General features: G+C 45.4%; 16 protein-coding genes. 8 read left to right on the forward strand and 8 right to left on the reverse strand.

Annotation, left to right across the window (positions count from 1 at the left end):
• Nucleotides 1–110: 110 nt before the first annotated feature.
• From QUB64_RS15580 to QUB64_RS15600, 5 genes are all read right to left on the reverse strand, one after another.
• Nucleotides 111–941: a S1C family serine protease gene (locus QUB64_RS15580; RefSeq protein ID WP_333271424.1), complete on the reverse strand. Its 831-nt coding sequence runs from the start codon at nucleotides 939–941 to the stop codon at nucleotides 111–113.
• 356 nt (nucleotides 942–1297) lie between these two features.
• On the reverse strand, nucleotides 1298–2269 hold the full coding sequence (gene hemC / locus QUB64_RS15585) for a hydroxymethylbilane synthase (RefSeq protein WP_333271427.1): 972 nt from the start codon (nucleotides 2267–2269) through the stop codon (nucleotides 1298–1300).
• 407 nt (nucleotides 2270–2676) lie between these two features.
• Nucleotides 2677–2817: a hypothetical protein gene (locus tag QUB64_RS15590; RefSeq protein ID WP_333271430.1), complete on the reverse strand. Its 141-nt coding sequence runs from the start codon at nucleotides 2815–2817 to the stop codon at nucleotides 2677–2679.
• A 63-nt stretch (nucleotides 2818–2880) separates the two neighbouring features.
• Nucleotides 2881–3885: a hypothetical protein gene (locus tag QUB64_RS15595; protein WP_333271433.1), complete on the reverse strand. Its 1005-nt coding sequence runs from the start codon at nucleotides 3883–3885 to the stop codon at nucleotides 2881–2883.
• A 201-nt stretch (nucleotides 3886–4086) separates the two neighbouring features.
• Nucleotides 4087–4647 (reverse strand): hypothetical protein, encoded by a 561-nt coding sequence (locus tag QUB64_RS15600; protein ID WP_333271436.1) that lies wholly within the window; start codon nucleotides 4645–4647, stop codon nucleotides 4087–4089.
• 192 nt (nucleotides 4648–4839) lie between these two features.
• On the opposite strand from QUB64_RS15600, the gene QUB64_RS15605 reads away from it, so the two are divergent.
• From QUB64_RS15605 to QUB64_RS15620, 4 genes are all read left to right on the forward strand, one after another.
• Nucleotides 4840–5925, forward strand: coding sequence for a T4 RnlA family RNA ligase (locus tag QUB64_RS15605; protein WP_333271439.1), 1086 nt, complete (start codon nucleotides 4840–4842; stop codon nucleotides 5923–5925).
• A gap of 187 nt (nucleotides 5926–6112) precedes the next feature.
• Nucleotides 6113–6982, forward strand: a complete 870-nt coding sequence (locus tag QUB64_RS15610; RefSeq protein WP_333271442.1) for a phosphatase domain-containing protein — start codon at nucleotides 6113–6115, stop codon at nucleotides 6980–6982.
• A 4-nt stretch (nucleotides 6983–6986) separates the two neighbouring features.
• Nucleotides 6987–7382, forward strand: coding sequence for a hypothetical protein (locus QUB64_RS15615; protein WP_333271444.1), 396 nt, complete (start codon nucleotides 6987–6989; stop codon nucleotides 7380–7382).
• A 54-nt stretch (nucleotides 7383–7436) separates the two neighbouring features.
• Nucleotides 7437–8027 carry a Uma2 family endonuclease gene (locus QUB64_RS15620; protein ID WP_333271447.1) on the forward strand — a complete coding sequence of 197 codons (591 nt, stop codon included), beginning with the start codon at nucleotides 7437–7439 and terminating at the stop codon, nucleotides 8025–8027.
• A 254-nt stretch (nucleotides 8028–8281) separates the two neighbouring features.
• Here the strand turns inward: QUB64_RS15620 and QUB64_RS15625 are convergent, their stop codons facing one another.
• Entirely contained in the window at nucleotides 8282–9817 is a 1536-nt protein-coding gene (locus QUB64_RS15625) for a mercuric reductase (RefSeq protein ID WP_333271449.1), read from the reverse strand.
• Nucleotides 9818–9833: 16 nt separating this feature from the next.
• A complete protein-coding gene (locus tag QUB64_RS15630; protein ID WP_333271452.1) occupies nucleotides 9834–10565 on the reverse strand; it encodes a TVP38/TMEM64 family protein in 732 nt (243 codons plus the stop codon).
• Nucleotides 10566–10762: 197 nt separating this feature from the next.
• On the opposite strand from QUB64_RS15630, the gene QUB64_RS15635 reads away from it, so the two are divergent.
• The 3 genes from QUB64_RS15635 to QUB64_RS15645 are packed head-to-tail and all read left to right on the forward strand — an operon-like array spanning nucleotide 10763 to nucleotide 12680.
• Nucleotides 10763–11794 (forward strand): isochorismatase, encoded by a 1032-nt coding sequence (locus QUB64_RS15635; protein ID WP_333271454.1) that lies wholly within the window; start codon nucleotides 10763–10765, stop codon nucleotides 11792–11794.
• 22 nt (nucleotides 11795–11816) lie between these two features.
• Nucleotides 11817–12308 (forward strand): GIY-YIG nuclease family protein, encoded by a 492-nt coding sequence (locus tag QUB64_RS15640; protein WP_333271455.1) that lies wholly within the window; start codon nucleotides 11817–11819, stop codon nucleotides 12306–12308.
• Between the two features lie 18 nt (nucleotides 12309–12326).
• The gene (locus tag QUB64_RS15645) at nucleotides 12327–12680 is read left to right on the forward strand and encodes a hypothetical protein (RefSeq protein ID WP_333271456.1); all 354 of its coding nucleotides are present in this window, start codon (nucleotides 12327–12329) and stop codon (nucleotides 12678–12680) included.
• A gap of 184 nt (nucleotides 12681–12864) precedes the next feature.
• On the opposite strand, the gene QUB64_RS15650 is transcribed toward QUB64_RS15645, so the two are convergent.
• A complete protein-coding gene (locus QUB64_RS15650) occupies nucleotides 12865–13890 on the reverse strand; it encodes a cysteine peptidase family C39 domain-containing protein (protein ID WP_333271458.1) in 1026 nt (341 codons plus the stop codon).
• 479 nt (nucleotides 13891–14369) lie between these two features.
• On the opposite strand from QUB64_RS15650, the gene QUB64_RS15655 reads away from it, so the two are divergent.
• Entirely contained in the window at nucleotides 14370–17138 is a 2769-nt protein-coding gene (locus tag QUB64_RS15655; RefSeq protein WP_333271460.1) for a cation-translocating P-type ATPase, read from the forward strand.
• Nucleotides 17139–17396 lie beyond the last annotated feature (258 nt).

Here is a 17396-nt window from a genome sequence, read left to right on the forward strand (position 1 = left end):
CCGTTATCAAAAAAGTGAGGTATGCCCACGGAGGCCACGGAGGCCACGGAGGCCACGGAGGCCACGGAGGCCATGAGTACCTCATCTTTCGCTGGAAAGGCTATAACTGACTATTCCTCATCAGGCTCACCCTCAAAAGTTTCTTCAAATCCAGCTAAAAAGTCATCCAAAGCAACGGAGGCGATCGCCAAATTAATACTATCAGCATCTTCCAACCCCCACGTATTCACCCCAACAACTTGACCGGCCATATTAATCAACGGGCCGCCCGAATTTCCCGGATTAATCGCCGCATCAGTTTGCAACACCTTCACCTCAGCAATATCATCATCATCTTCGTCGCCTTCCTCATACTCATCGGGTTCGCGAATTTCACTAATAATACCCTGAGTTACCGTTGCCGCCAACTGGCCCAAAGGATTTCCCACAGCAATTACTCGATCGCCAACTTTCACATCAAAAGACAACTCTAGGGGAGGATATTCTTCGGGAGATTCTACTTGTTCTCCTGTTTTCGGATCGATGATAAAACCAGTAATCAAAAGCAATGCTAAATCCTCTTCCGCATTACCAGTAAATACCACCTCTGCCATTCTCAACTTTCCGTCGTGAGTTTCGACTAAAACCTGTTCGACTTCATCTTCCTCGTAGAAGTAATCTTCATCGGCAATATCTTCGACAACGTGATAGTTAGTGACAATTATGTCGGGGGATACAAAAAAGCCGCTTCCGGAGGAAATCTCTTCTCCTGTATCCCAATCCATCACGTAAACTGAAACTACCGAGGGCAAGACTTGCTCGACTACATCGGAAAAGTTTCCCGTCTGGCTTTTAAACTCTTTCAATTGCTGCTGCAAAGCTTTTCGATCTGCCTGCATTTTGCGATAAAGTTGCTGAAATTTTGCCAATTCTAGCTTTAATTGAGTTTCCTGAGCGCTCATATTTTGCATTTCCCTGAAATAGGTTGCTGGTTTATTGTCGAGGTTTGATTGTAGATTTTGGGTTGGTATATTGACTATCGGGGTGATGCAAAGAAACCCGGTTTCTACGAAAAATCCTGGGCTTTACAGCAAGGCATCCATCCATAAACCGGGTTTCTCAACACCCGTGCGGAGCGTCCTAAATTAGTCAGATATTTGTGAAATCGGCAATTTTATTTTAAATCACCATCTATCTAAAATCTACAATCAGACTGCTATTGTACCTGTGAAAGCAAAAGAAAACCGCCAATTATTTTTATTTTACAAAAGGCGATGTTTCGGGTCTCAAAGCATTGACAAATAGATGCCGATCGCATTTATGAACCGCGTTGAACTTCGACAAATATTTCCTCTAAAATTGCACTGGCTCCCTGGGCGCGCAGGCGGTGGGCGAGGTCTATTCCCAGCATTTCAGCAGTCTCGGCTGCGCCGGAAACAGTATCTTTGACGAATCGCTGGCCGTCGAGACTGGATACCATGCCGGTTAAGGTTAATTGACCGTTTTCTATTTTGGTATTGACGCCGATGGGTACTTGACAGCCGCCTTCTAATTCCCGCAGAAATGCGCGTTCAGCATAACATCTTTGGGCGGTTTCGGAGTGTTCGAGAGCTTTAATTACTGCCATGATTTCTGTGTCTCCGGCGCGGCATTCGATGCCCAAAGCACCTTGTCCGACGGCGTGGAGGGAGATTTCAGGAGCGATAATTTGGTGGATGCGATCGCCCATTCCCAATCTTTCGAGTCCGGCGACTGCTAGAATAATCGCGTCGTAACCGCCATCATCTAATTTAGCGAGTCGAGTATTGAGATTGCCGCGAATATCTTTGAATACAAAATGAGGGAAATGGTGCCGCAGTTGAGCCAGCCTGCGCAGGGAAGAAGTGCCGATTACGGAACCTTCTGGGAGGGTGTCGAGTTGCTTGTCTTTGTGCTTGGAGTGAACTACGAGGGCGTCAGCGGGATTTTCCCGTTCGGTGACGCATCCTAAAATTAAACCTTCGGGTAAATTGGTAGGCAAATCTTTGAGGGAATGAACGGCAAAGTCCGTTTCGTTGTTCAGCATTCCCGTTTCTAATTCTTTGGTGAAAAGTCCTTTATCGCCAATTTTAGCGAGGGCGACATCAAGAATTATGTCCCCTTGGGTGGACATGGTGTGGACTTCAAAAGTGTGTTCCGGGAAGTGTTTCTGTAGCTCTGCTTGCACCCAGTGGGTTTGAACGAGGGCGAGTTGGCTTTTGCGAGAACCGATGCGGACGGTTCGGGAAGGGGCAGATGTGGTTGGGGACATAAGATCGATCGCAGGATAGCTTGAAATGAGCCAGTATATTCACCTGATCTAGCGTACCGCAGGTGGGGACTTTAATTGCTGGTTGGGACAATTCGGGCGATCAAATAGCAATACCAGATATTGACCCGTAGCAGCAGCGAGCTTTGAGGGTGTTTCCAATTTTGCGTTGGCTTGGGTGGCTTGAGCCGATCGGCATTCCGAGCCAAAGGCAGCCGAGGATGTATGATTTTCGTATAGTTAATGCGGATGAATGCGGTAGAAGCCGGCGGCAGAGTTAGCTCAAAGGTGGCGGGATTTGGAGAGAGAAATATAGACAGGAGGGGAAAAGGGCGATGTAATTGCGATCGAACTTCTCAACCAGGCTAATAGAGTACCATCAAAAGTTAATTGGTCAAATTACTAAAGTCCTAAAACCCTGAAAAATGCTCTTGATGTAGCCCGTTACTTTTTATGTCGTGTCGATCGAGAAGCAGGCGATACCATTTCTCTTCCTTTTCCAAGATAGCTTGCAGATTCTGCTTGGCTTCTTCAACGCTAATCGCAGGCATCTTATTGGTTTTTTCGGTACACTTTAATTGTACATCAACTGGAATCGCCAATCGAAAATAGTATTAACGTTGTCCTGCTTGAAGTGCAGAATTTACAATCGCAACAACATCTGACTGCCGTCCATTTTTGACACTTACTCGATACAGCACCCCCAGCCTTTGCCACTCCACAGAAGCAGTGCAGTAAGCACCGCAACTATTGAAATAAATTCCTCTGATTCCGCCTGCCAATTCAATGCTTCTATAAATATCTCTGGGCAATTGTGAAGGAGGCGAAAACGGTTCATCTCTTTTCGCTTCGATGCTGCCAAAAGTACAGGCTCCTCCACGGCATCCTTTGCCTAAATACATTTCAACAATGTAGCCGTGGGAACCCGCTTGCACATCAAAATCTAGTTGCTGAGTGTCAGATAAAGGCAGTATATTGGGGAGGAAAATAGGGACTCGCGTTTTGCCTTTGATTTGCTGAAAGATGTTGTTCGCAGGAAAACGATTTTTAGCTTGATTTGCACCTGACTTATCGGGAATTGGGGGGAACTTTTGGACAAAATCTATCCACTGCAAAACTCTATTTTTACTAACGTTCAGAGTGGGAATATAATATTTTTCTACGGCAATAGAAGGGCGACCCTTGTTAAGGTCGAAGTTGCGGCGAATGACTGTATTTTCCGGTTTGCCTAATCCGTAAGTTGCGGCTGTGGAGCGGGCTCTCTGGCAGCTAATTTTGAAGCTTCCCATGTCAATGTTGCCATTTTCGGCTTGGTAAGACCAATTGTAACCTTCAGAAGTCCGATCGCGATCGCACAAAAAACGCGAAATCTCAAACATCTTGGCAATATGAACGTCGTAGGGGCGCAGCTTGCGGCTGCTAACAGATTGTGCAGTATTGCGATCGGGCACAATAAATTGGATGGATTGCCAGCCATCTTTGGAGGTATAATTAAACCAGCGAATTTCGGTCACAGACACTTCTGGACGTGCTAGCGCGGAGTTGGGCGTCAAAAGTGCGATCGTCAAAGCAGTCCCCACACCAGCAAAAATCGCCCCAAATAGCCATCTTCCCCTCATCCTAATTTCCCTCTCAGTAGGTAAGCGCAAAAAAACTATAGTACATTCTTTAACTGGTTAACTTCCCGGCTACAAAAATATATATTGTCTGTCCCAAGAGAGGAACGAAGCAATCGTCAAGACTAAGATTGCTTCGTTCCTCTCTTCGGATACTTGTGATTAAACGAGTAAAAAATACCCAATCAAAAAACGAAAATCCTCTTAGCGTTTCCCAGCTTGAATAGCAGAATTTGCAATCTTAATTACATCTGCTTCCAGTCCGTTTTTAAGGGCTACAGTATACATAAAACCCTGAGTTTTCCACTCAAGACTTGCCGTACAGTAAGCCCCGCAACCGTTGTGAAAATTTCCTTTCACTCCGCCCGCAAGTTGAACAGTTTTTAACGTCTTAGTTACCCCTTCCATTTTAGTAGAAAACTCACCACCTTTTTGACCTCTAATTTCCCCAAGAGTGCAAGCTCCCGTACCTTTGCAATCTGCTGTAAACTCCATAGAAACACTATAGCTGTCGGGTTTACTTTGGGTTTGATAGTAAAGTTTCTGCGAAACAGGAACCAAGCTGGGGATAAAAATTGGCACTTGTGTTTTACCTTTTAACTTTGGCAAAATTTCACTGACCGGCACAGCAGCATCAGCTTGAGCAACAGGCTTTGTTTCCGCCAGCATCTGCGGCAATGATCCCGCACCAAAAACTTGCGATACAGGTACCAAAGCAGTCAATACGCAGGCAGAAGTCGCCAAAAGTAATAATTTATTGTTCACTATTTTTGTCCTCAATGTCGAAACAGTCTAGTTTTGCACTGAACCGTGTTCACTTAATTTACAACACAACTCCAAAATACAAAAGCCACAACAGGCATTCAGGAAAAAAGCCAGTTTAAATTTTATTTACAAATGCACGGAAATATGCAGTAAGAGATAAGATAGAGAAGGCGAGTAATTTAGGAGTCGAACGTGGAACTGCAAGAGTATTTACGCCAGCACGGATTAGAAACTTTGTGCGAAACTTATCATATCAAAGTTACCCGCCACCGCCAATATCCCGATTTAGTCTGTCTGAAATACTCGCAGATAGAATCCCCGCTGGGCGAAAAAATAGTCCAGCAGTGCCGGGGCATTATTTTAGATGAGTCTCAAGATTGGCAGATTGTTTCTTATCCCTACGACAAATTTTTTAACTACGGGGAAGGCCACGCCGCAGCAATTGATTGGAGTCGCGCCAAAGTTTACGAAAAACTAGACGGTTCTCTAACTGTACTGTATTTTTATAACGGAGAATGGAGAGTGCAATCTAGCGGCACTCCCGATGCAGCGGGTGAAGTTAACGGTTTTGGATTCAGCTTTGCCGAACTATTTTGGAAAGTCTGGCAAGAATTGGGATATCAATTACCGGAAGCCACCGACGAGTGTTTTATCTTTGAGTTGATGACGCCTTACAATAGAATAGTTGTGCAGCAAAAAAATAATCAAATTGTCCTGCACGGGGTTCGCAACACTCAAACACTTCTAGAAACTGACCCCAGTATCTGGGCAAATAAATATGGCTGGGAGTTGGTAGCATCCTATCCTTTAACTAGCTGGAAAGAAGTTATCGAAGCGGCTCAACATTTAGATCCGATGGATTCGGAAGGGTATATTATCTGCGATGCTAACTTCAACCGAGTTAAGGTTAAGTCTCCGCAATATGTGGCGATTTCCCACCTTCGCGAAGGGTTTTCGACGCGGCGGATGATCGAAATTGTTTTGACTAATGAAGGAGAAGAGTTTTTAGCTTATTTTCCCGAGTGGATTGACTTGTATCAAAAAGTTAAGAGTAAATATGAATTGTTAGTTCAAGAAATCGAGGAGGTTTACCGACAGCACGAACATATCGAAGTTCAGAAAGATTTTGCGTTAGCTGTCAAGCATTTGCCGTATTCTGGGATTTTGTTTTCTTTGCGGGCTCGCAGGGTTGCCGGAGTGAAAGAAGCTCTCCGCGATGTTACGATTCATAAGATAGAGGAGTTATTGGGTTTGGATTATATCAATTTAGGTTTGTAAATACACTAATCGATGGTTTGCAGTCATATAAAGTAGAACTCCAAGCGAACTATTGTTTAAGGTGCGTCGCTATGAGATTGTCGAGCTTGATTTAGAGCTTTTCGGCGGCGACGCACCCTACGGTGAAATACTATTCCCAATGCCCAATGCCCTGCGCAAGCCAATGCCCTGCGCAAGCCAATGCCCAATGCCCAATTACCAATTTACCATGAAAAGAGTTATTGTACTTGTCGGCTTACCTGCTTCTGGAAAATCTCAATTTGCGAGAGAATTGCTGCTGTCTGAACCTGCACGGTGGGTGCGTAGCAATAAAGATTTACTTCGAGAAATGGCTCACGCTTCTCATTGGTCTCCGGCGAATGAAAAGTTTATTGTGCAGTTGAGAGATACGATTATTCTGATGGCTTTGGAAAGTGGCAAGCACGTGATTGTTGATGATACTAATTTCGGGCCTCACATCGAGCATATCAAGGAGTTGGTTAAGGGTAAAGCCATCGTGGAAGTTAATGATTCTTTCCTGCAAGTTCCGGTGGAGGAGTGTATTAAACGGGATTTGAAAAGACTTAATTCGGTGGGTAAAGATGTGATAATGAAAATGTACAATAAGTACGTGCGGGTTCCGGTTGCGCCGCCGGAATACAACCCGGATTTGCCGGATGCAATTCTTGTGGATATGGACGGTACATTAGCGCTTCTCAATGGTAGAAATCCTTTTGATGCTTCAAAGTGCGATCGCGATTTACCGAATCAGCCCGTCTTAGATACCGTCCGCAAGTGGCAGTCTAGCGTTAATATTATCGTAGTATCGGGTAGAACCGATGACTGTCAACCTCAGACTGAACAATGGTTGCGGCAATACGAGGTCAATTATGCAGGCCTCTATATGCGGAAAACTGGGGATATGAGGAAGGATGCGATTATGAAGGAGGAAATCTATCAGCAGCATATTGCAGGACAATATAATGTTAAGTTTGTATTGGACGATCGCCAGCAAGTTGTTGATATGTGGAGGTCGTTGGGATTGACTGTATTTCAAGTTGATGAAGGGGATTTTTAAAATTATGAAAACTGAATTTTTTGCCCCTTGCGTTGAGGCTATTGAAGCCAATTTGTATGTGGGTTTTTCTGAAGCTAAGGGGGGCGAACATTATTTCATCCTGACACGACAAGAAGAATCTGAAGAAGAGACTGTTCCTAACAGAAAAAACATCTATGCAGAATTCGACGATGAATACTGGACAGAAGATGTAGGCATCGATTGGGTTACTCTTAGTCGCGAGGGATTTACTGTTCGCTTTGGTTCCGATACTATAACTCTTCTAGAATGCGATGAGGTTGCAATTACTTTCTCTTTAGAAGATGCTGACTTTGAAAGGTTAAGGTACGTATTACAGAAGATAATGCGGGGGTATGAAAATAGATTGAATTTAATCGATCGGTCAAGTGAGTGCGGGTGAGGCTACAGCAATATCTAATGCTATAATCAAAGTAACATTAACAAAAATTTTGTGATGATAGCTATTCCCCAAGCACCCCAAAAAATGACCGTTGAGGAATATCTCGAATGGGAAGCTCAACAAGAGATTCGCCACGAATATGTCAACGGCGAAGTTTTTGCCATGACGGGAAGTACAATTCCCCATAACGATCTTGCACTTAACTTTTATACTGCATTACGCCCGCATCTGCGTTCCAGAGGTTGTCGGATGAACGTGTCAGATGTGAAATTGCAAGTCAGTTTTCAAAGCCGTTACTACTATCCTGATGTCATAGTCAGTTGCGATTCTCAAGACTTGAATTCCCGCAAGTTTATTCAGAATCCTAAAATCATTGTGGAAGTTCTCTCCCCCAGTACAAGTGCTAAAGATCGGGATGAAAAATTCACTTGTTACCTGAAAATTCCGAGCTTGCAAGAGTATATCTTGATTGACTCAGAAAAAATCTCCGCTGAACGTTACTGTCGCGGAGAGGGCAGAATGTGGCTTTACTATGCTTACACTGCTGGGGAGATTATTACTTTATCAAGTATTGGGTTTGATTTGCCGATCGAACTTTTGTATGAAGGCGTTCAATTTGAAACAGAAACAGAAACAGAAACGTAAATGGGAATGTCGAAAACCGCAATCCGCGTAGGGGCGGGTTCGCCAACCCTCTATGGCGAAAATGAATCATCTCGTAAACCCGCCCCCACCCGATCGCAAATACAAATCTACCCTTAATTTATTGGATAAAATGTTGATGTAAAATTGGGCGGGGGCAGGGCGGGTTTATCAGATTGTTGGATTTGCGTTCGAGATTTCGGTGAACCCGCCCCTACGGTTCAATTGTACCTGGTGTTGGTTGAATACATTTCAATCTATCGCGTCCAAGCCAGCCAGCGATTGAATAAATTCTTGACAAACGGTGTCAAACGAGTGCGATTGTAGGCATCCCCAGCTTTGCGAATCGCGTCTGCTTGCGTCGGATATGGGTGAATTACACTCGCAATTTTCCCCAAACCAATATTGTTAACCATTGCCATAGTAATCTCACCGATCATATCGCCAGCGTGTCGTGCTACAATAGTTGCACCTAATATTTTGTCGCTGCCTTTCTTGACGTAGATTTTCACAAATCCTTCTTCTTCGCCGTCTATAATTGCTCTATCGACTGTATCGAAAGGAATCAAAAACGTATCGAAATCAATCCCCGCGGCTTGCAATTCGCGATCGCCCATGCCGACACGCGCTACCTCTGGGCTAGTATAAGTACACCAAGGTATCGTCAAAGCGCTGAGCTTTTTGCGCCCTAAAAACAGCGTATTTTGGATGACCATTCTGGCGGCAAAATCAGCAGCATGGGTAAATTTATCCTTCATGCAAATGTCACCGGCGGCGTAAATGCGGGGATTAGTTGTTTGCAAGTTGTCGTTGACAACTACGCCGGTTCCTGTATCGTATTCAACGCCCACAGCCTCCAGATTCAATCCTTCCACATTGGGCGATCGTCCCGCACTCGCAATAATCTCATCTACTGTTACCGATGCTTCCTTACCCTGGCATTGATAATAAATGACTTTGCCTGCATTTGTTTGCTCAACGCGCTCTATTTTGGATTCTAGAATTACCTGAATTCCTTCTGTCACAAAAGCCTGCTGCACGATGTTAGCAGCATCGACATCTTCCTTGTCCAAAATCTGAGCATTTTTGTGCAGCAGCACGACTTCCGAACCCAGCCTGCGGAAGGCTTGAGCTAATTCGCAGCCGATCGGCCCACCGCCAATTACCGCCAAACGCTGAGGTTTTTCTGTGAGGTTAAATACAGTTTCATTTGTCAAATATCCAGCTTCCTGCAAACCAGGAATTTGCGGTTCTAGCGCCCTTGCGCCTGTGGTAATTACTGCTTTTTTGAATTTAAGAGTTTGACCTGCAACTTCTATGGTAGAATTGCTAGTAAAGCGACCGGAACCTAGGAAAACATCGACTCCTAATTTGTGCTGGTAGCGATCGGCAGAATCAACATCGCTGATTCGGGCCCTAATCCGGCGCAGCCTTTCCATGACAGCAGCAAAATCCACTTCTGCACTGTTAGAAACATTAATCCCAAATTTACTCGCATTCCAGATCTCGCCGACAGCCCGAGCCGATCGAATTAAAGCCTTTGACGGGACACAACCGACATTCAAACAGTCGCCACCCATCAAATGTTTTTCAATTAAAGCAACTTTTGCACCCAAACCTGCGGCGCCCGCAGCTACAATTAATCCGGCGGGGCCCGCGCCAATTACTACTAAGTTGTAGCTGCTAGCGGGCTGCGGGTTTACCCAATCTGGCGGATGCAAGTAGGAGACTAATTTTTGGTTGTATTCGTCCATCGGGGGGACTGTTACGCGATCGACTTTTGACTGCGACATGAGCAAATGTTCCTAATTAAATAGTTTCATCTAAAGCCTTGCGAGCAATCCGAGTTATATAGAGGGTGACGGCGACAGCAGCCGTAAAACTGATGGTATTAATCAACCATTTTACAAGTTCGGCTTGAGGATTTGCAGGCTGATTTGCCGTACATATAGCTGCAATATTTCCTACCAAAGAACCTGAGTAAACGTACATCACGGTTCCCGGAATCATGCCGGAAGAACCTAATACATAATCTTTCAAAGAAACCTGAGTAATCCCCAAAGCGTAATTCAATAAATTGAAAGGAAATAAAGGACAAAGACGAGTCAAAAAGACTATTTTTAATCCTTCTTTAGCAACGGCGCGATCGAGGGCTTTGAACTTTGGGTGAGCTTCCATATATCTTAGCACGCGATCGCGCGACAGGTATCGCCCGATCAGAAAAGCAAAGGTCGCCCCTAAGGTGGCGGCGATTAACACGTATATCGAACCCCACCACAGCCCAAACAGCACTCCGCCTCCCAAGGTCAGCACGGAACCAGGTATAAATAGTATCGTAGCGAAGTTGTAGGTAGCGATAAAGGCGATCGGGCCCCAGACGCCTAAATGCTCGATTTGGATTAAAACAGCTCTTAACAGTCCTTGAACGTAGGCGGATCTAGTTGCTACAATTAAAAGAGGGACTGCAAGGGCGATCGACAAAAACAACAATCTGCGTTTAAAAGTATACCTGCTAGAAATCTGATTTGCTTCTGGCTCCATAATTGACCGATAAATAGATAGATACCAGCATTATATAGCAGTTGTTAACGGGTGCATCTCATGCGCAAGCAAATATATGTGTAGGGGGGAAGCATGACCGCATTCAATATGAGATTATAACTAATAACTGATCTGCGGTCATGCTATAGCCCTATTCAAAAACCAGATGCACCCGTTGTTAACTTACGATATCAACCATGACCACAAAAGCACAACTCCCAATTCCAGAATATTTCGACGCCCATAAAATCAGTGAAATCTGGCGAGTTCCCTATCAAGAAAGAGCGACTGAAGCTAATAATTGGGCCTGGAAACATAGTATTCAGCCAGCAGCTAGCGACGAAAAGCGAATTTGTTTGCTAATAATTGATGCCCAAAATACATTTTGCGTACCGGAATTTGAACTATTTGTCGGCGGGCGTTCCGGTAGCGGTGCTGTTGATGACAACTTGCGGCTGTGCGAATTCATCTATCGCAACTTAAACGCAATTACCACGATTGCGCCGACGATGGATACGCACACCGCTATGCAAATTTTCCATCCCATATTTTGGATCGATGATGCAGGCGAAAACCCCATTCCCGCCGCCACATTAATTACTCTAGAAGATGTGCAGCAAGGAATTTGGAAAGTCAACCCAGCCGTCGCCGATAGCATCGCGGGCGGGAATTATGCGGAACTACAAAAACACTGCCTTCACTACGTGCAGAAACTCAGCGACAATGGCAAATTTCCCTTGACAATTTGGCCCTATCACTCGATGTTGGGCGGCATCGGACACGCCCTGGTTTCCGCCGTGGAAGAAGCGATATTTTTTCACAGTATGGCGCGCAACAGTCAAGCACTTTTTGAGATTAAAGGTGGGAATCCCTTAACTGAAAACTATTCGGTTTTGCAGCCGGAAGTGTTAGATGGGGCCGACGGAAATCCGATTGCTCATAAAAATGCTGCGTTTATTGATAAGTTGTTAGAGTTTGATGCGGTAATTATTGCGGGACAAGCGAAGAGTCACTGTGTTGCTTGGACGATTGATGATTTGTTGACTGAAATTGTGGCGCGGGATTCTATGTTGGCTAGGAAGGTTTATTTGTTGGAAGATTGTACTTCGCCGGTGGTTGTTCCTGGTGTTGTTGATTTTACTGAACAAGCAGATGCGGCTTTTTTAAGATTCGCGCAGGCGGGGATGAATGTGGTTAAATCTACTGAGTTTCAGGTACAATCAAGATAACTTAGCAACAGGGAATAAAATTATGAATCCAAGTAGTCTAGATCCTATGTCTGGGCAGTTAACCCTACGTCTTCGCCACCAGCTTCCTGACCATCCAGGTATTTATTTCGTGGTCGGTGAACGCGAACAATTATTTTATATTGGTCAAGCCAAGAACTTACGCAAACGTTGGGCAGGAGCGAGCCATCACCGCTACAAGCAACTTGCTAGAAAAGGATTGGATAAAATTGTTATTAAATATATTCTAGCTTCCGTTTCTGAATTGAACGAGTTAGAGTGTCAATATATCGAAGAACTTAATCCCTTACTGAACTATGGGAGAGTCAAAAAATATTTGCCCAAAACCATTACCCGGTTTTCTGAGTTGCAGCGATTGCTTAAGCTTCCCAGCCAGCCTCTTTTTCCTTCAATAAAATACAAATCGCTTAATGGTCAAACGATTCCCAGAGAACCCTACGATTTATTTCGGGGTTTTGTTGCTGGTGTATATGAAAACCAGCAGTTACATATTTGAGTTTTGTGCAGGCAAAATATGGGAGAACTGTTATGGAAAAGTTCTGGCCACCGTACAAAGCAAACTTTTTACATCAGTCCAGAACAGGAACTCCTAGGAAGTTGTTATTTTTTTGATACTAGACAAGTTATTTTTGCATTTGTCGAGCTATTCGATTGCAATTTAGCAGATGCCGTTTTTCAAGATATTTATCCATATTTATTAAATTATGAGATAGCAGGGGTCACACTTAAAGGGCTTTCTAAACCTATATTTTTAAGTTCATATTTATCAAGAAACAGCACAAATCTCGATAGCTTAGCCAAAGATTATCTGTTAGATATTGCTAAAAAATTACAACCATTGCCTGCTGAGTTTAGCCTTAAGAAATAGCTAATTTGGTAGAAAAAAATATGATTAATTTGAACACTCAAAAAAAGTACCTTATTTCTAATAATGTACATTTTGATTTTTTGTTTGGTGGGGGCGGATTTTTGATGCCAGCAATTATTGGCGTTTGTGGTTGGTGAACCCTTCGACTAGGCTCAGGGCATCGCCCGCCCCTACATTTCCTGGCTTATTTCCCATCCAACCTCGGCACGCCTTCCAAGAAAGGGCCGCTCAACATTAACTCAGTCATCCTATCTAATTTGCCGCTGACTTTCATTTGTTTGTCTGTTTGAAAGCGCTCGATATCTGCTGGCAAATTACCAGAGTTATATCCTAATTTAGTCAAATAATCAACAGCTTGCTTGTCACTTAATAAAATATCAGTCGCGCGAAAAATCGGCACGTATTCATTATTCAGCCAAAATCGAGCTAAAGTTGGCCTGTCGAAATAAAAAATCTTCCCCCGCGCCGGATCGCCAATCATAGCTACACTGTCATTTATCCCCAGCAAAGCCACCGCGTGCGGCCGTTTGATAGCCCCAGTAGCCAGCGAAATTGACAGCACTCCGGGGCGATTGATTTGCTGCATTTGTTCCCAACTCGGAGTTAGTTCAATTCCCTGCATTCCCAAAGCTCTTGCTGCTACAATTAACTGCGGCATCGAAGTTCCCAAACGACTTGTGCCGGCAAAACGCGCCACACTCGATTCCGTCGCATCCATTCCCCAACGCTTCAAAACTGTTGCTAAAGCCGCCGGCGCGCAACTGCTGTCAGATGTTTGGCGAAACACGCCATTCGGTTGCAAATTATCGATTAAATCAGCATAAATTGGTGCCATAAAATAGGATTCAGCGCTTGTAAATCCTCCCAAGCCCAACAAGCCAATTAAAATTACTGCTATTACTTGCGATCGCGCCGTCAACCAACTTACAGTAAACCCAATCCCGCAGACTCCCATCAGCATCACCCGCAGCAGAGTCCAAGTTACTCGCATCCCGTGGAATCGCCACTCGATCGGCAAAACAGGCATTTGAGGCAGATTTAACGCCAGCAGCAGCAAGCCAATATAAAAACCCAAAAACAGCAGGGCGATCGAATTTCGGCCCTTAAACAGATCCTTAGCCGTCACACCCGATCGCACTAACGCCCTTCCCAACCGCATTCCCCAGACAAACAGCGCCGAACCCAGCAGCAGCGTTACCACTATTTCCATGAGCTCAAAATTTTGTTGTTTAACCTAGGTTTTAACACGCACTCGCGATCGACCGTGGGGCAATAGAATAGTGAAAATATGGCACAGCAGCAAATTGCCCAATTAACAAGACAAGGAAGACATATAGCAGTGGACAGTTGACAATTGACAGTTGCAGAGTACGGGAATCAAACCGTTTATGCTAAAGGGATCAGGACTCTATACAGCCTAAAACTTGTCAAATGTCAAGGATTTGAGTAACTTTTTTTACCAATTTGTAAAACTCCCCAAAAAGATTTAGCACCGAAAAGAATTTCCCAAACCTAATTGCCAAAAACAGACACATCTGTCGTAAAATCGATCTAACTCACAACGCATTAAGGCAATCAACAAACCTCATAGTCGGTCAATATATTCACGCTCCAACAAGCTAGGAGTTGTATTGAACGCGCCGATCAAAGCTCGATCAAATCTCACCACAGCAAAAAATAGGAAAAATCATGCCAGCAAAAGCCGCCAACGATGTAGACGTAGCAGAGCAATATTGGCACTACTTAGAAAGATCCAAAGTTGCAAGTACGTTAGAAACCAATCTGGAAAACGGTTTAGATCCAGCAGAAGCAGCCAGCCGCCAACAGAAATTTGGGTCAAACGAACTAACAGTCAGAGCCGGGAAACCAGCTTGGTTAAAATTCATCCTGCAATTCAACCAACCTTTGCTAATTATCTTGCTGAGTGCAGGTTTAATCAAAGCAGTAATCGGAGAATGGCTCAACGCCAGCGTCATTTGGGGAGTCACAACCACCAACGCTACTATTAGTTTCATCCAAGAAGCAGGCGCTGAGAAAAAAATTGAAGCCCTAGCCCAAGCAGTCACCACCGAAGCTACAGTCATTCGGGGCGGCAAAAAATTAAGAGTTCCCTCAAAAGAACTTGTTGTCGGCGACTTAGTAACTCTAACTTCCGGCGACAAAGTGCCCGCCGATTTGCGCTTGGTGAAAGTGCGCGACTTACAAATTGATGAATCGGGACTTACAGGCGAATCCCTTGCTGTCGAAAAAGAACTCGGACAGTCGGGAGACTTAGTTTTGCCGCAAGAAACTCCCCTCGCAGAACGCGATAACATGGCTTACGCGGGTAGTTTCGTTACCTTCGGCCAAGGTAGCGGTATCGTAATTGCGATCGCCAACAACACCGAAACCGGCAAAATTTCCCAATTACTCGATCGCCACATCGACCTCACCACACCCCTCACCCGCAAATTTAACCAATTCAGTCAAAATTGGCTCTTATTCGTCCTAGCAATGGCAACATTGACCTTTGCAGTGCGTTTAGGACGACCAGTCCCAGCCGGAGTTTCAGCCTTTAAAGAAGCAGTCGAACCCGCCGTCGCCCTCATCGTCGGCGCCATTCCCGAAGGCCTCCCCGCCGTCATCACCGTCACCCTAGCCGTCGGTGTTTCCCGAATGGCGGCCAAACACGCGATCGTCCGCAAACTCCCCGCCGTAGAAACCCTCGGCGGCGCCACAGTCATCTGTTCCGACAAAACCGGAACTTTGACAGAAAATCAGATGACGGTGCAAGAAATCTATTCTGGCGGCAAATCCTACTCAGTTACAGGTACGGGATACAGCCCCGAAGGTGAAATTCAACTCAACCAACTCCCAATTAGTGTCAGTCAATCTCCAACTTTGCAAGAATGTTTGCAAGCCGGAATGATTTGTAACGACTCTCAACTGGAATTCAAAGATAATGATTGGATTGTCGTCGGCGATCCGACAGAAGGAGCTTTAATTGCTGTCGCCAAAAAAGCAGAACTAACCCAGCAAGTCTTGTCCAAGTCAATGCCGCGCCTCGATTCAATTCCCTTTGAATCTCAGTTTCAATACATGGCGACACTGCACCGAACTCCGACAAGCCACAAAATTTTATATGTCAAAGGTTCCGTCGAATCAATTCTGATGCGCTGCGGTTCCAGTCTCGACACAGAAGGAAATCCGACAGCAGTCGATCGCGAACAAATTCACCACCAAGTCGATGCAATGGCCGATCGAGGCTTGCGCGTCCTAGCTTTGGCTAAAAAAGTCGTTCCCGACGAACAGAACTCCGTTGCTCACTCAGACATAGAATCAGGGCTAATTTTCCTAGGACTCCAAGGAATGATCGATCCGCCGCGCGCCTCTGCGATCGCCGCCGTCCAAGCCTGCCAAACCGCCGGCATCCAAGTTAAAATGATTACCGGCGACCACATCGCTACCGCTAGGGCGATCGCCCGCCGGATGGGATTCCGCAAAACCAAACACAATAGAGAACTCGTAGCCTACACCGGCGCCCAGCTCGCCGAAATGGACAAAAACACACTAGCCGAAGCCGTAGAAGCCGGCTCAGTTTTTGCTCGCGTCGCCCCAGAACAAAAACTGCGCCTCGTAGAAGCTTTGCAGCAAAAAGGCGAAATTGTCGCCATGACAGGAGACGGCGTTAACGACGCCCCCGCCCTGAAACAAGCGGATATCGGCATCGCAATGGGTAGCGGTACAGAGGTTTCTAAGGAAGCCGCCGACATGATTTTGACCGATGATAACTTTGCGTCGATCGAGTCTGCGGTAGAAGAAGGGCGATCGGTCTACAAAAACCTACTTAAATCCATCAGCTTCATTCTCCCAGTCAACGGCGGAGAATCAATGACAATCTTGCTCAGCACCCTACTCGGGCGAGAATTGCCGATTTTGTCGCTACAAATCCTCTGGCTGAATATGCTCAACTCGATCACCATGACTGTGCCCCTCGCTTTCGAGCCCAAGTCTCCCGGAGTGATGAAACAGCAGCCGCGCCCAGTCAACGAACCTTTCCTCACAGAAAATCGGATCAAGCGGATCTTAGCTATTTCTCTGTACAATTGGACGATAATTTTCGGAATGTTTGAATGGGTGCGTCAAGCCGATTGGGGAACTTTGCCGCTAGCCCGAACAATGGCGATTCAAGCTTTAGTAATGGGCAGAATTTTTTACCTGCTGAGTCTCAGCCAATTGTTGCCTTCTTTGATGGCTAAATTTAGCGGTTCTCAGGAAAAAGTTAGCGGAGCTCCCGCCCTCGGTGTCGGAATTGTCGTAGCTGTAATTTTGCAGATTATCTTTGCTAATTCTCCGTTTATCAATCGCATCTTCGAGACAGCTCCCATGAACCTAGATCAGTGGCTCATTTGCTTCGGCGTCGCGCTACCGATGATTGGCGTTGCGCTGTCTGTCAACCGCTTCGATCCCCCCAACTAACTGGATTCCGCATTCAAAAAAGGTTCGCTCCTGAGGACTGAGCGTCCGCATCCATCAAGGACTCGCATTCGGAACGCTCGAACAAAAAAAGGTTCGCTCCTGAGGACTGAGCATCCGCATCCATCAAGGACTCGCATTCGGAACGCTCGAACAAAAAAGGTTCGCTCCTGAGGACTGAGCGTCCGCATCCATCAAGGACTCGCATTCGGAACGCTCGAACAAAAAAGGTTCGCTCCTGAGGACTGAGCGTCCGCATCC

This window comes from Microcoleus sp. Aus8_D2 (assembly GCF_036702665.1).
In the GTDB taxonomy this organism is placed as follows: domain Bacteria; phylum Cyanobacteriota; class Cyanobacteriia; order Cyanobacteriales; family Microcoleaceae; genus Microcoleus.

Excerpts from the sequence above, each read along its gene's own strand:
- QUB64_RS15650 (WP_333271458.1), bottom strand. The coding sequence starts at position 13,890 with ATGGAAATAGTGGTAACGCTGCTGCTGGGTTCGGCGCTGTTTGTCTGG.
- QUB64_RS15645 (WP_333271456.1), top strand. The coding sequence starts at position 12,327 with ATGGGAGAACTGTTATGGAAAAGTTCTGGCCACCGTACAAAGCAAACT.
- QUB64_RS15625 (WP_333271449.1), bottom strand. The coding sequence starts at position 9,817 with ATGTCGCAGTCAAAAGTCGATCGCGTAACAGTCCCCCCGATGGACGAA.
- QUB64_RS15580 (WP_333271424.1), bottom strand. The coding sequence starts at position 941 with ATGAGCGCTCAGGAAACTCAATTAAAGCTAGAATTGGCAAAATTTCAG.
- QUB64_RS15640 (WP_333271455.1), top strand. The coding sequence starts at position 11,817 with ATGAATCCAAGTAGTCTAGATCCTATGTCTGGGCAGTTAACCCTACGT.
- QUB64_RS15630 (WP_333271452.1), bottom strand. The coding sequence starts at position 10,565 with ATGGAGCCAGAAGCAAATCAGATTTCTAGCAGGTATACTTTTAAACGC.
- QUB64_RS15620 (WP_333271447.1), top strand. The coding sequence starts at position 7,437 with ATGATAGCTATTCCCCAAGCACCCCAAAAAATGACCGTTGAGGAATAT.
- hemC (WP_333271427.1), bottom strand. The coding sequence starts at position 2,269 with ATGTCCCCAACCACATCTGCCCCTTCCCGAACCGTCCGCATCGGTTCT.
- QUB64_RS15595 (WP_333271433.1), bottom strand. The coding sequence starts at position 3,885 with ATGAGGGGAAGATGGCTATTTGGGGCGATTTTTGCTGGTGTGGGGACT.
- QUB64_RS15610 (WP_333271442.1), top strand. The coding sequence starts at position 6,113 with ATGCCCAATTACCAATTTACCATGAAAAGAGTTATTGTACTTGTCGGC.
- QUB64_RS15655 (WP_333271460.1), top strand. The coding sequence starts at position 14,370 with ATGCCAGCAAAAGCCGCCAACGATGTAGACGTAGCAGAGCAATATTGG.
- QUB64_RS15590 (WP_333271430.1), bottom strand. The coding sequence starts at position 2,817 with ATGCCTGCGATTAGCGTTGAAGAAGCCAAGCAGAATCTGCAAGCTATC.
- QUB64_RS15615 (WP_333271444.1), top strand. The coding sequence starts at position 6,987 with ATGAAAACTGAATTTTTTGCCCCTTGCGTTGAGGCTATTGAAGCCAAT.
- QUB64_RS15635 (WP_333271454.1), top strand. The coding sequence starts at position 10,763 with ATGACCACAAAAGCACAACTCCCAATTCCAGAATATTTCGACGCCCAT.